At 41.6% G+C, this 12,187-nt stretch carries 14 protein-coding genes and 2 pseudogenes; 13 read left to right on the forward strand and 3 right to left on the reverse strand.

Going from position 1 to position 12,187, the window contains the following annotated elements:
• Window positions 1-333 precede the first annotated feature (333 nt).
• Together IH879_11055 and trpE are read right to left on the reverse strand one after the other, a co-directional pair.
• Window positions 334-903 (reverse strand): aminodeoxychorismate/anthranilate synthase component II, encoded by a 570-nt coding sequence (locus tag IH879_11055; protein ID MCH7675476.1) that lies wholly within the window; start codon window positions 901-903, stop codon window positions 334-336.
• Window positions 900-2,378 carry an anthranilate synthase component I gene (trpE, locus tag IH879_11060; GenBank protein ID MCH7675477.1) on the reverse strand — a complete coding sequence of 493 codons (1,479 nt, stop codon included), beginning with the start codon at window positions 2,376-2,378 and terminating at the stop codon, window positions 900-902. Before trpE ends, IH879_11055 begins: the two co-directional genes overlap by 4 nt.
• Before the next feature lie 388 nt (window positions 2,379-2,766).
• Here trpE and IH879_11065 point away from each other — a divergent pair, with 388 nt between their 5' ends.
• The 13 genes and pseudogenes from IH879_11065 (at window position 2,767) to IH879_11125 (ending at window position 11,028) form a co-directional block, all read left to right on the forward strand.
• Window positions 2,767-3,087, forward strand: a complete 321-nt coding sequence (locus IH879_11065) for a divalent-cation tolerance protein CutA (protein MCH7675478.1) — start codon at window positions 2,767-2,769, stop codon at window positions 3,085-3,087.
• Window positions 3,088-3,169: 82 nt separating this feature from the next.
• On the forward strand, window positions 3,170-3,922 hold the full coding sequence (locus IH879_11070; GenBank protein MCH7675479.1) for an MBL fold metallo-hydrolase: 753 nt from the start codon (window positions 3,170-3,172) through the stop codon (window positions 3,920-3,922).
• Window positions 3,923-3,933: 11 nt separating this feature from the next.
• Entirely contained in the window at window positions 3,934-4,830 is an 897-nt protein-coding gene (locus IH879_11075; protein MCH7675480.1) for a hypothetical protein, read from the forward strand.
• A 17-nt stretch (window positions 4,831-4,847) separates the two neighbouring features.
• Window positions 4,848-5,504 carry a MotA/TolQ/ExbB proton channel family protein gene (locus tag IH879_11080; GenBank protein ID MCH7675481.1) on the forward strand — a complete coding sequence of 219 codons (657 nt, stop codon included), beginning with the start codon at window positions 4,848-4,850 and terminating at the stop codon, window positions 5,502-5,504.
• Window positions 5,494-5,898: a biopolymer transporter ExbD gene (locus IH879_11085; GenBank protein MCH7675482.1), complete on the forward strand. Its 405-nt coding sequence runs from the start codon at window positions 5,494-5,496 to the stop codon at window positions 5,896-5,898. The genes IH879_11080 and IH879_11085 overlap by 11 nt, the downstream gene beginning before the upstream one ends.
• A 322-nt stretch (window positions 5,899-6,220) precedes the next feature.
• Window positions 6,221-6,445: a hypothetical protein gene (locus IH879_11090; protein ID MCH7675483.1), complete on the forward strand. Its 225-nt coding sequence runs from the start codon at window positions 6,221-6,223 to the stop codon at window positions 6,443-6,445.
• A complete protein-coding gene (locus IH879_11095; GenBank protein ID MCH7675484.1) occupies window positions 6,442-6,858 on the forward strand; it encodes a PIN domain-containing protein in 417 nt (138 codons plus the stop codon). The genes IH879_11090 and IH879_11095 overlap by 4 nt, the downstream gene beginning before the upstream one ends.
• A gap of 119 nt (window positions 6,859-6,977) precedes the next feature.
• Window positions 6,978-7,169, forward strand: a complete 192-nt coding sequence (locus IH879_11100) for a 50S ribosomal protein L28 (GenBank protein MCH7675485.1) — start codon at window positions 6,978-6,980, stop codon at window positions 7,167-7,169.
• Between the two features lie 228 nt (window positions 7,170-7,397).
• A pseudogene (locus tag IH879_11105) lies at window positions 7,398-7,895 on the forward strand (PspC domain-containing protein).
• Window positions 7,896-7,937: 42 nt separating this feature from the next.
• Window positions 7,938-8,183: a PspC domain-containing protein gene (locus tag IH879_11110; GenBank protein ID MCH7675486.1), complete on the forward strand. Its 246-nt coding sequence runs from the start codon at window positions 7,938-7,940 to the stop codon at window positions 8,181-8,183.
• Between the two features lie 171 nt (window positions 8,184-8,354).
• Window positions 8,355-8,867, forward strand: a complete 513-nt coding sequence (locus tag IH879_11115; GenBank protein MCH7675487.1) for a hypothetical protein — start codon at window positions 8,355-8,357, stop codon at window positions 8,865-8,867.
• 126 nt (window positions 8,868-8,993) lie between these two features.
• Entirely contained in the window at window positions 8,994-9,947 is a 954-nt protein-coding gene (locus tag IH879_11120) for an alcohol dehydrogenase catalytic domain-containing protein (protein MCH7675488.1), read from the forward strand.
• The gene (locus IH879_11125) at window positions 9,940-11,028 is read left to right on the forward strand and encodes a 3-dehydroquinate synthase (GenBank protein ID MCH7675489.1); all 1,089 of its coding nucleotides are present in this window, start codon (window positions 9,940-9,942) and stop codon (window positions 11,026-11,028) included. Before IH879_11120 ends, IH879_11125 begins: the two co-directional genes overlap by 8 nt.
• A gap of 116 nt (window positions 11,029-11,144) precedes the next feature.
• Here IH879_11125 and IH879_11130 read toward each other — a convergent pair.
• Window positions 11,145-11,921, reverse strand: a pseudogene (locus IH879_11130) (hypothetical protein).
• Window positions 11,922-12,187 lie beyond the last annotated feature (266 nt).

A 12,187-nucleotide genomic window follows, 5' to 3' on the forward strand; every position in this document is an offset into this window, starting at 1 on the left:
ATCCTTAATTTGATTAGTGTGTCTTTTTAATACCGCTCCGGCTCCTCGTCCCGTGGGATAAGTACCTCTTGTTTAACAAAAATTTTACCTCCCCTGACTATCCAACGGGGCGAGGGATCCTGCGCGGGCTTCGTGCGCCTCCGTCCCGATTTCATTATTATAAAAAAATTTAAGGAAAGTCGGGGCGGGGTCGCACTTCGCTGAATTTGGTTGCAAAACCGTAGGGGACAGGCATGCCTGTCCCCTACAGAGCTTGAAGCTCATTGGCCGGAAATCTTTATTCAGCATCTCTATGTTTTTTTCTGTGGCAATTCAATTCTGTGGCCAAAGTTTTTACCTTAAAAATCTCAGAAAATTTTTTAATAACTTTTTCCCTTGAGCTGTTAAAATGGACTCCGGGTGAAATTGTACCCCAAAAAGCGGGTAAGACCTGTGTTGTATACCCATGATTACCCCGTCATCGGTATTCGCGGTTACTTGTAAATCAGCCGGGAGCGTCTCTTTTTCCACTTGCAATGAATGGTAGCGAGTAGCGGTTAATGGGTTAATCAAATTTTGAAAGAGACCCTTACCTGTGTGATAAATTTGGGATGTTTTTCCGTGCATGAGTTTTGGGGATGCGACAATTTTTCCGCCAAAAGCCAGTCCAATGGCTTGATGACCTAAACAAACGCCAAGGATGGGTATTTTCCTGGCGAACCGGGTAATCAGTTCTAATATAATTCCTGCCTGTTCAGGCCTTCCCGGTCCCGGAGAGATAATGATTCCCTTTGGGTTAAGTTTTTCTATTTCTGTTAATGTGATTTTATCGTTTCGATGCACCCGTAAATCCGCGCCCAACTCTCCGAGATATTGAACCAGGTTAAATGTAAATGAATCATAATTATCGATAACCAAAATCATTGTAATCCTCGTTCCGCAAATTCGATTGCGGTTTTCAGTGCAGACGCTTTGTTCAGGGTTTCATGATATTCCCGCTCAGGTATTGAGTCAGCTACTATCCCCGCCCCGGCCTGGAAATAAGCTTGATCGCCTTTTACAACGATTGTCCTGATGGCAATGCATGTATCAAGATTACCGGAGAAATCTAAATACCCGAGAGCGCCGGCGTAAACTCCCCGTGCAGATGGCTCCAACTCGCTGATGATTTCCATGGCGCGAACCTTGGGAGCCCCGGACACAGTTCCGGCCGGAAAGCAAGCTTTCAGGGCGTCAACTGCCGTGAGTCCAGGTTTCAATTTACCCTGAATGTTGGAAACCAAATGCATGACGTGGGAATACTTTTCGATCCCTTTAAATTCAGTGACTTTTACGGAGCCGTACTCGCTCACCCGCCCGACGTCATTTCGACCCAGGTCAACCAACATGACGTGCTCGGCATTTTCTTTTTCATCGCTGCTCAATTCTTTGCTGTAACGCAAATCCTCCATTTCGTTTTTACCGCGAGGCCGTGTCCCGGCAATAGGTCGAACCTCTACCATCTGGTCTTCGACTCTTACCAAAAGCTCAGGCGAGGAACCGATGATAGAGAAGTCATCCATTTTTAAATAGTATAAATACGGTGAGGGGTTGATCACCCTGAGAGCCCGGTAGATGGTGAACGGGTCGACGGTAATTTGTTTTTGAAACTTCTGGGAGAGCACTACTTGAAAAATATCCCCGGCCTCGATATATTTTTTAGCTCTAATTACGGCCTTTTCAAATTCTTCCCGGGTCAAATTGCAGGAAATATCCGATGGAGTGGTGGTTGGCTCTATGGTAATTTCTAAATTACTATTCAGGATGTTTTTGATGGAATTGATTTTTTCAATTGCATTCTGGTAGATGCGCTGCAATGCCCAATCTTTTTCTCTGTCCAGGAAAACATTGGTGATGATATAAATTTGATGGGTTAGGTGGTCAAAAACCAGGACGGTGTCAAATAGCATGAAAATCGCATCAGGGACGTCGATTTCCCGTTCCCTGTTTAAAGGAATTTCTTCAATGAGCTGAATGGTTTCGTACCCTAAATAACCAACTGCGCCGCCGGTAAACCGTGGCAGCCCGGGCGGGTGAACCGTTTGATATTTTTGCAGCAGATGTTTTAGATAATCGTAAATATCACCTTCAAAGAAGGTCCTTTTATCGGCTTTTTCTAATTCAATGCGGTTTTCAGAATATTTAACGGTACAAAACGGGTTGCAGCCAAGAAAAGAATACCTGGCGGTTTTTTCGCCGCCCTCAACGCTTTCAAGTAAAAAAGCTTTGTCCGTTATCTTCTGAAGTTTCAGAAACGCTGAGACCGGAGTCAATAAATCTGCGAAATAGGTGGCATAAACAGGAATTACATTCCCATGGGCAACCAAATTCTCAAATTCTGTAAATTTCAACACTTTCATTTTGAAACCGCCCTAAAATAAAAAACCCACTATATAATCTCTTATATAGTGGGTTGGAAAAACTCTTCTATTTGCTTAAATTGCTATGTCTGGCATTTTAAACATATCCTTCCCACTAAGGTGGAATACCACCAATACCAACTTTGCCAAGTGTAAGTTGTGGAAAGAATATTATTCATTGAATCAAATTAGTTGCTTTAATAAGTGGCGAGAATGTAACAAAATGCTTTTTGAATGTCAAGCTTTTTTTGATAAGGATTGGATTTCCCTCTTTTTGGGGTCAACGGCGGGTAACCCGGTGACGCCTATATTTCCCTTGAAAGTCACAGGTTAAATAAATACTTTGGAATGCTGCAAGTATCAGGATGTCTAATAAAGGATAAGATAGATGGCCGATGAAATTGTTGTATTGATCACGACTGGTTCAACTGAGGAGGCACAAAAACTCGGAAAAGAGTTGGTTCAAGCAAAATTGGCTGCGTGTGTAAATGTGATCCCGGAGATCATTTCGATTTTTAATTGGCATGACGAAGTGTGCGAGGAAGGAGAAGTGCTGATGATTGTGAAAACCTCAGGGGAGAAATTTTCAGCATTGGAAAAAAAAATAAAAGAAGAACATAGTTACGAGGTGCCGGAGATCATTGCCTTGCCGATTGTAGCGGGGTCAAAGGAATATTTAAATTGGATTCAGAAAGAGACACAAACTTAATACTCAGCTTTCAGAAACTTTGTTTTAAAGAAAGACAGAAATTTAGGAATTTAGTATACACAATAAATATATTTTTGACAGCATGGAATTGATTATCACTGGCAGCGGCACAGCAGCGTTGCAACCGCACCGGGGTCCTTCAGGTTATGTTCTGAAAACCGGCAATCAAATTTTTCTACTTGATGGTGGAACTGGAACATTATTGAAATGCCTTGAAGCAGGGGTATCCTATAAAGACATCGACAAGATTTTCTACACCCATCTTCATCCGGATCACACCATCGATTTAATCCCATTTTTGTTTTCAACCAGGCATACACCCGGGTTTGCACGCGAAAAAAAATTGGAACTACATGGCCCTGTAGGTTTTAAGGATTTTTTTAACGGCCTGGTTGGTTTATACGGAAAAGCATTAGTTGAAGGTGACTATGAAATTGAAGTTGTTGAAATGGCTGAAAGTAACCTTTCTTTTGAACGACTAAAAATAACAACTAAGTTAATGAAACATTCCGAGGGTGCAATCGGTTACAGGTTTGAATTGAATGACAAAATATTTGTTTATTCCGGAGATACGGACTTTTGCGAAGGTATCATCGAGTTAGCTCAAGACGCCGATGTTTTACTTCTGGAATGTTCTTTTCCGGATGATATGAAAGTTAAGGGCCATTTAACTCCGACCGAAGCCGGAAAAATTGCCAGCAGGGCAGAGGTTGATAGATTAATCCTGACGCATTTGTACCCTCCCTGCGATGAAGTGGATATTTTGGAGGTCTGTCGCAGAGAATTTGACGGGGAGATTAAGTTGGCTGAAGATTTAATGCGAGTTGAAATTTAGCAAACAAAGTTTTGGATTCGAAAAGACTAAAAACAATTATTGGTTCCATGGTGCTACACTTGCTGATCATTCTGATTTGGGCAAGTGCTTTGAAATGGAATTTGTTTGCTACAAGCCACGAGAGTCCTTTGGACAATGAGCCGCTCGTGTTTGAGCTCCAGGAACAAAACCGCCCAAAACAAGTTGTTGAGGTGCCGGATGATGCGGAAGTTAAAGACCCGCCAAAGGATCCTCAGTTCGCTTCCGATAAAAATGCCCTGGCCCGAAATTCAGAGACCGATCCTAATCTGGATACCGGGGCGCCTTTCGCGAGAGGCGATTTTGATTTTCCGGAATTGCCCACTGAGCAGGGTCCCCTTGGTGAGCCCGGAGTACAAGCTGAGGCGAATAATACACCAGAAGAAATGACCCATTCACAAAATAAAGTGGAGGAAGAAAAAACAACTAACATTGTAGATAACAGGACAAGTGATTTTAATCGTCAATTTTTAACCAGGCCGCAACAGACAATGCAAGCAGGTGTTTCACAAAACATACCAAGAGTAAGATACGATAATCAAAAGTCGCGGGCTCCGGATATGGGTGGCATGTCCTTTAATACATACAATTGGGACTTCGCGCCTTATATGCTTGTTTTAAAGAAGAAAGTGCAGGGGAATATTTTTCCGCCACCTGCTTTTACTCATCTGGGCCTAATTAAAGGCGAAACTTTGTTGAGGTTTAAAATATATCCCAATGGGGAGTTGCGGGATTTGCAGTTATTAGAGTACACCGGGCATGAAACGTTGATGAAAACCAGCATCAGTTCAATTAATATTTCTGCACCGTTTCGAGCTTTACCGGATGATTTTCCTGAACCATTTTTAGAAGTCACGGCAAAGTTTTTCTTCTATATCAGAGGACGTTAATCAAGAAAGGAGTGACCATGGAGCAAGTTTGGCAATTCTTAGTAAGAGGTGGAATCATGATGATTCCGCTGGCGATATGCTCAATTTTAGGACTTGCGATTGTCCTTGAAAAAGCGTTTTTTTTGCGAAGAAAAAAGGTCATCGTACCTGAAATCGTAAACGTTTTAGATAATATTAAAGGCCCGAATGATATTGGATTGGCGCTTTCTATTTGTGAAAAATACGATGGCTCTTTTGCGAATATCATCAAAGTCGGTCTGGAAAACCGCAACCTTCCAAAAGATGAAATAAAAGAAGCCCTAAATGACCAGGGCCGGCAAGAGGTCCATGCCTTGGAACGCGGTTTGGTCATGTTGGAAACCATAGCGGGTATTGCGCCGCTTATGGGACTTCTAGGTACTGTCATCGGCATTTTGGGAGTGTTTAATGTGATTTCAGAATTGGGAGTTGGGCAGGCGGCTGCGCTTTCCGGGGGTATTTCTGAAGCACTGATTACCACCATTACGGGTCTGTCGATTGGTATTCCGGCGGTTGTAGTCTTTAACTTTTTCACCAACAAAGCGGAAAGCCTCATTTTGGAAATTGAGAAGTATTCCTCAGCGCTTTTGAACAAAGTTATTTCTTTTCGCACCAATGAGAAAGTGAAAGGAAAGGTGAAAGCCGATGCAGTTTAAAACTAAACAGAAACGCAAGGTCATGATAAACATCACATCACTGATAGATGTGATGTTTTTGCTGCTCATCTTTTTTATGGTCTCGTCGACGTTTCTCGAGCAGCCGGGAATAAAACTGGAATTGCCGCATGCTCAAAGTGCGGTGGTGATAGAACAGAAAGATCTCACTCTATTTGTCGATAAAGAAGGCAAAATGTTCCTCAATCGTGAAGAGGTTTTCACAGAAAATTTGGGTGAGAAAATAAAAGCGGCTTTGCCGAATATGCAAGACGGTGCGTTAATCCTGAAAGCGGATCAGGATGTTACCCATGGAATTGTGGTTCGGATTATGGACATTGTCAAGCAGAGTGGAGTGAAGAAACTAATAATCGGTACGAAGCTGGATGAGAATTGAGAATCTTTCTCCTTTTGTTCTATGGGTGCTATAATATTTTTTCGATTATCGTTTCTATTTACGTAATATCATTCTTGAACACCTACGTTAACAGTTTTTTTTATACCAAACGGTTTTAGATGGAATGATGAGGGGATGTTACGTGACGATTTTATGTTCTTATATTCAGATACTTCTTTATTTATAAATAAATCCTTGGCCGAGTAATCAGCCCTCTTTTTCACAAACGGTAACTCTGATTATATCTGCGTTGTCAATCCGTTTTTCCCCCAAAAGTTTTTCCCCCATACTTTAAGCAGAAAGATCTTTGAAAGGAGTTGAAATGAAAGCGAAACTTAATTTGACCATTGCTCAGGAATTGATTCCCTTATGCAAAGAATATGCACAATCTCAGGGTCTGTCAGTTTCTCAACTCGTTGAAGAGTTATTACGTGGACTAACAGAAAAAGAAGAAACGGCTTTTTCAAAAAAATGGCGAGGCAAGTTTAAGGCCTCTGGAAAACAAGGACCAAAATATGATAAATTAAGAGAGCGCTTTCTATCATGAATCTTTTGCTTGATACCGATATATTGATCGATGTGGCATTAGATAGAATGCCTTTCGCAGCGGAATCTTCCGCGGTGTTAGATATGGCACAGCAACGTTCCTTTCACGCATTTATTGCGTGGCATTCACTCTCGAATTTCTATTATATTGTCGATCCAGAATCTCATAATTTGGATTCCAGGGATTTTATAAGAGACTTGCTAAAGTTTGTGGAGGTAGCTCCAACCACAATAAAAGAGGCAATTTATGCAGTATCGTTAAATATGAAAGATTTTGAGGATGCGTTACAAGTTTCTGCTGCAAAAGTATGTGGTGCAGATTTTATTGTAACTCGAAACGTTAAACATTACAAAGGTGGTCATGTTCTTGTTCGAACGCCGAAAGAATTTTTACGAAGACTGCGGGTTCAATAAATACCAACTGTGCAAAACAAAAGCAATTAAACCACTTGCATTTTTAAGTTATTTTTCTTATAATTATGCGCTTTATTTTTAGGAATTTCAGATTCAGAAAAAACAGGACGGAGATTTAAATGGCAAAAAGATGTGATATTTGTGGAAAAGGACCTATGGTCGGTAACAACGTGAGTCACGCTCACAATACGACCAAACGTCGTTGGCTGCCCAACTTGAAAAAGATTCGGGCTAAAATAGATGGACAGGTTAAAAGAATTCGCGTCTGCACCCAATGTATTAAAAGCGGGCGGGTAGTAAAAGCAATTTGATTACTTCATTCCTTTAGAAGAAATTAATAGCGTCGTAAAATAATTCGACGCTATTTTTGTTTAAACACAATTTTGAGAACTTTGAATTTTCTGCTTCCCTTGAATAAAAAAGATTTCTTCGTGTAGCATCATCATCGAAACCTTGTTACTTTTTTTACGTTAATGCGATTTAGAGTGCTTCCCATGTTTTCACAATTGAAAAAAAATAAAAATAGTTGAGAAATAAATATGGCTGATAAAAAAAAGACCGAAGTTAAGATTGCGAAAAAGACTGACGCCGAAACAGAACCTGGAAAAAGAATTTATCGATCACAAAGTGATAAGATGATCGGCGGTGTCTGCGGCGGGTTGGCCGAATATATAAATATCGATACATTGATCGTCCGTATTATTTGGGCCGTTGCTTTTTTTGTGGGTGGCATCGGATTTTTGGCTTATATAGCATGCTGGATCATCATTCCTGAAAACCCCTCAGAAACAAAAGCCGCCGAAAAGTCTGGGGGCAAGTCGAATAATTCTACTTTACTTTGGGGCTTTGTTCTGATTTTTATCGGCGCATGCTTTTTGCTGAGGGAGTTTAATTGGTTTGATTTTTACCCATTCCATTGGTCCTGGCACTGGCCGGGCCGGTGGCTTTGGAGCTTTCGATTTGATCTGCTTTTACCAATTGCCCTTATATTAATTGGCGTGCTTTACCTTTTCAAGATGAGTAAAAGTGATAAACAAACAAGTGAAGTTAAAAACAAGCAAACATCCGGAGGTAAAACCATGGCAAATAAATTGCTGCGTTCAGTAAAAGACAAAATGATTGGCGGCGTTTGCGGAGGCCTGGCAGAACATTTTAATATCGACCCTTCCCTGGTAAGAGTCGGCTTTGTCCTGGTGACATTTGCAAGCGGTATCGTTTTTGGCGTTATTGCCTATATCGTTATGATGATAATTATTCCCGAGGAAACCGCCATCGAGGCGTCCCCTCCTGCTGCTAAAACAACCTCGGCGAAAAGCAAAAAATAAATAGAACTCTGCATACGGAGTCCTTCGTCAGGCTCCCCGACAAAATCGGGACAGGCAGGATAGACTCTGTCGAAGCCTGTCATAGAACACTACCGTCGACAAGGTTGTCATGAGCGGAGTCGAGTGGCTGAGAGTGAAGACAAATTGGGACTAACTTTCTGGAGAAACAAAATGGCTGAGAGGGAGAGATCTTATATTCCGGGAGTTGTATTAATTATTATTGGCACACTGTTTTTGTTTAATGAACTCAATATCTTTAATTTTAGGTGGCGCCATCTTTATCCCATCCTTATGCTTGGCGGCAGCGCACTTTTCTTAGCTTCCATGTTTACTAAAAAAGAGAAAGGCGCTATTTTCCCTGCCACTGTTCTTTTGATATTGGGGTTGTTTTTCTTAATGCGTAACTTTGATATCTTTTCCTTCGATTATTATTTTTATTACGTTGAAGATTTTTGGCCGATATTTCTAGTTGCATTTGGCTGCGGATTCATTGCCTTATTTTTTGTTAGATCGGACGATTGGGGCGTATTAATTCCCGGTGGCATATTGCTTTTTTTAGGCGCGGTTTTCTTTCTTAGAAATGCTAGGGTTATTTACTGGCAGGATTTTGCTGACTATTGGCCGGTGGTTTTAATTATAATTGGCTTAAGTATTGTCGTTGGCAGTTTGAGAAAAAAGACCTAGCAGTTCTTTTAGTTTTTAAATGTAAATCCAGGGCTCCTTTTTAGGAGCCTTTTTTATTTTTTATTGTCTTGACAGGATCGATGCAGCTTTTTATATTGTGAAAGGATTTTAGAAGTTGATTAAACGATGCAAGCACTTTACTTAAAAGATTCTTTAGCTTTAAAGGAAATTCCGGTTCCGGTGTTTGGCGAAAATGAAGCGTTGGTTAAAGTGAAAATGGCCGGCATCTGCAACACCGACCTGGAATTGGTGAAAGGTTATATGGGATTTGAAGGCGTGCTTGGCCACGAATTTGTTGGCGTGGTTGAGAAGGCGGCAAATCAAGAGTGGGTTGGCAAACGAATCTGCGGCGAGATAAACTTTGGCTGCGCAGAATGCCTCTATTGCAGACGTGGATTAAGCCGTCATTGTCCGACTCGAACAGTGATGGGCATTCTAAATCAAAATGGGGCATTTGCCGAATACGTTGTTTTGCCGATTAGAAACCTGCATGAAATTCCTGAATCAATACCAAATTCTTCCGCGGTTTTTGTTGAGCCACTGGCAGCAGCATTAGAAATTTTAGAACAAATTAAAATTGAGCCAAATTGTGAAGTCGCCGTGATCGGTGATGGGAAATTAGGCCTGTTGATTTGCCAGGTTCTTCGACTGACCGGATGCAGGCTCAAACTTATAGGGAAACATCCTAAAAAACTTGTTTTAGCTCAATCCTGGGGCATCTCGACGCTCAAGGTTGATGAGATGGAAGATCGAAAATATGATTTTGTTGTCGAGGCTTCCGGATCGCCAAGCGGATTTGCAAGCGCAATGCAGCTTGTTCGTCCACGGGGCACGCTGGTTTTGAAAAGCACATATCAAGGTAGTTTGGAATTAAATGCTGCGCCCATCGTCATTGACGAAATCACCATTGTTGGCTCCCGATGCGGTCCGTTTGAACCTGCGATCAGAACATTGGAAAACAACCTGGTGAAAGTCGATGCCTTAATCGACCAAACTTACCCATTTAGCCAGGCCTTGCAGGCATTTGAGCATGCAAAACAACCAGGTAGTTTGAAAATTATTTTGGACTTCGATGAATAAATTATTAGTCGAATTAGGGGAGAACTCCTATCCTATTTTTATTGGCGAAAATATTCTGGAAAACCTGGGGGAGATGCTCAAGCTTTATAACTTCTCAGGGCAGGTTGTGGTTATCACTGATTCGAATGTCAGTAAACATCATGGGGAAGCACTTTCTAAAAGTTTGAATACTTCCCTGAAATCGTTCGAATTGATTACCATCCCAGCAGGTGAAAAATCAAAGTCCTTCCGTACCATTGAAAATATCGTGACCCAAATGTTGGAGCTTGGATGTGATCGCCAGACAGCCATGTTGGCATTTGGCGGCGGCGTTGTTGGAGATATCACCGGGTTTGTTGCCTCAATTTATAAGCGAGGTGTTCCGTATTTACAAATTCCTACCACCCTTTTAGCTCAAGTGGATTCCAGCGTGGGAGGGAAAACCGGGGTAAATCACCCGCTTGGCAAGAACATGGTTGGAACGTTCTATCAACCCAAAATGGTCTGGACTGATTTGAAGCTTTTAAGAACGTTACCTAAAAAGGAAATCGTTTGCGGTCTCGGAGAAATTATCAAATACGGCATAATCAAAGACGGCGAACTTTTTGAGTTGGTGGCAGAAAATCTTGAAAAAATCTTAGCACTTGATTTAGAACTACTGCAGGGAATTGTCATGAAGTGCTGCCGAATTAAAGCTGAAATTGTCGCAGAAGATGAGAAAGAGAACGGCCTCAGGATGATTCTAAACTTTGGCCACACAATTGGGCATGCGTTGGAAGCAGAGATGGGATACAAAAAAATATCCCACGGAGAAGCCGTGCTGCTGGGAATGCTGGCAGAAAGTAAAATAGCGTTGAGCTTGAAGATGCTGAGCAAAGAAGACTTTCTGCGAATCGAAGGACTCATTGCAAAGTTCAACCTGAGTGATAAATTGAAAAATATCGATTCAAAGAGACTGCTTCAGTTTATAGGAAGCGATAAGAAAGCCGCATCCGGCAGAATAAGATTTGTTTTGCCGCGAAAAATCGGGGAAGTTGAAATAGTGGAAGATATAGAATCGAGTGTGATTAAATCCGCGATGAAGTATGTTTTTAGTTTCTAAGAGTGAATTTCTGCTATCCGGATGATTGAACAAATTCCCATCTGGGATTATCTCTTCAGTTTTTTGATCTCCGTTTCTGCGTGCAAAATCTGTTTAAAATACTTTGGGTGCATACTTTAAGAGAGTTTGAAAAGCACGAACCACCTGCTTCGGCTGCCGCAAGCTTTTGTGAGAATAGCCTTTCCAGTAGTAAGCCCAGAAAGAGCGCCCATCCAGCTTAACGACTTTATTAAACTCGCAATCGCCTTGTTGTATTGCTCTAAAGCAATTGCTTGGGTCAAATCTGCGATTGCTTCATCTGAGCGGTCGAGCTTTGCATAGAATTTGGCCCGGAACACGTATGGCAACGGCGAATTCTGCGCAAGTTCGACTGCTATAGTAAATTCTTTCCCTGCCTCTTCATCGTTTTCCCGGCCGACTAAAATATCGCCGCGAATAACGTGCACCGGGAAGTAGTCTTGGTTCTTTTTCACACCTTTGTTTATTTGCTTCAAGGCCTTCTTTGACTGGGCATTTAAATCTTCGTGGACAGCTTTAAAAATATTCGCGGCCAGCTTCTTTTTGAGCCTGTTGTTCTTCTTTCCGGTTTTCATTGCTTTAGCGCAGTTATTTAGTATTTGTTTAGACTTTTCATCATCCCAATCGTGTAAAATCCCTTTCAACATATAAGCATCTGCATGTTGGGGTACGCTATCGAAAAAGCTTCCTGCTTCAACCGTGCATCTGCCACTCATCTCTTTTGTCGCAATATTCCTTTTTGTTTTATTTACTACATATTCTTCATCAAATACAATTCCTTTTGCGTTAGGTGCCGCATCCAAAATTGCCATCATGAATACCCCGTTTGCGCCACCAATATCAACTATAGATTTGAATTGCGAAAAATCGTAAAGGCAACTGCAAAGCCGTGAGGCATTGTGGAGAGGAAGCCCTTAGCAAAGTAGTGAGCCGACGAACAGAAATGTCATATAAGGCCGAGTCCGCGGGTAAGTTGGCACATGACAACAAAGCCTCAGGTTCAGAAATGCAAGGTGAAAAAAAATAACGTAACTTTAACGCCACGTTGAAGAGTTCTAAGTAATGTGTGTGAAGTCAATGCGTGCTGCCCAAAAAACAAAAAAGCCGTCACGCATCAAGACGGTCTTCATATCTGGCACCG

Source organism: candidate division KSB1 bacterium, assembly GCA_022562085.1.
Classification (GTDB): Bacteria; Zhuqueibacterota; Zhuqueibacteria; order Oceanimicrobiales; family Oceanimicrobiaceae; genus Oceanimicrobium.

What these genes read in the sequence shown, in the direction of transcription:
- IH879_11065 (MCH7675478.1), top strand. Translation starts at nt 2,767, where the DNA reads ATGGCCGATGAAATTGTTGTATTGATCACGACTGGTTCAACTGAGGAG.
- IH879_11115 (MCH7675487.1), top strand. Translation starts at nt 8,355, where the DNA reads ATGGCTGAGAGGGAGAGATCTTATATTCCGGGAGTTGTATTAATTATT.
- IH879_11110 (MCH7675486.1), top strand. Translation starts at nt 7,938, where the DNA reads ATGGCAAATAAATTGCTGCGTTCAGTAAAAGACAAAATGATTGGCGGC.
- IH879_11120 (MCH7675488.1), top strand. Translation starts at nt 8,994, where the DNA reads ATGCAAGCACTTTACTTAAAAGATTCTTTAGCTTTAAAGGAAATTCCG.
- IH879_11125 (MCH7675489.1), top strand. Translation starts at nt 9,940, where the DNA reads ATGAATAAATTATTAGTCGAATTAGGGGAGAACTCCTATCCTATTTTT.
- IH879_11080 (MCH7675481.1), top strand. Translation starts at nt 4,848, where the DNA reads ATGGAGCAAGTTTGGCAATTCTTAGTAAGAGGTGGAATCATGATGATT.
- IH879_11085 (MCH7675482.1), top strand. Translation starts at nt 5,494, where the DNA reads ATGCAGTTTAAAACTAAACAGAAACGCAAGGTCATGATAAACATCACA.
- IH879_11095 (MCH7675484.1), top strand. Translation starts at nt 6,442, where the DNA reads ATGAATCTTTTGCTTGATACCGATATATTGATCGATGTGGCATTAGAT.
- IH879_11070 (MCH7675479.1), top strand. Translation starts at nt 3,170, where the DNA reads ATGGAATTGATTATCACTGGCAGCGGCACAGCAGCGTTGCAACCGCAC.
- trpE (MCH7675477.1), bottom strand. Translation starts at nt 2,378, where the DNA reads ATGAAAGTGTTGAAATTTACAGAATTTGAGAATTTGGTTGCCCATGGG.
- IH879_11100 (MCH7675485.1), top strand. Translation starts at nt 6,978, where the DNA reads ATGGCAAAAAGATGTGATATTTGTGGAAAAGGACCTATGGTCGGTAAC.
- IH879_11055 (MCH7675476.1), bottom strand. Translation starts at nt 903, where the DNA reads ATGATTTTGGTTATCGATAATTATGATTCATTTACATTTAACCTGGTT.
- IH879_11090 (MCH7675483.1), top strand. Translation starts at nt 6,221, where the DNA reads ATGAAAGCGAAACTTAATTTGACCATTGCTCAGGAATTGATTCCCTTA.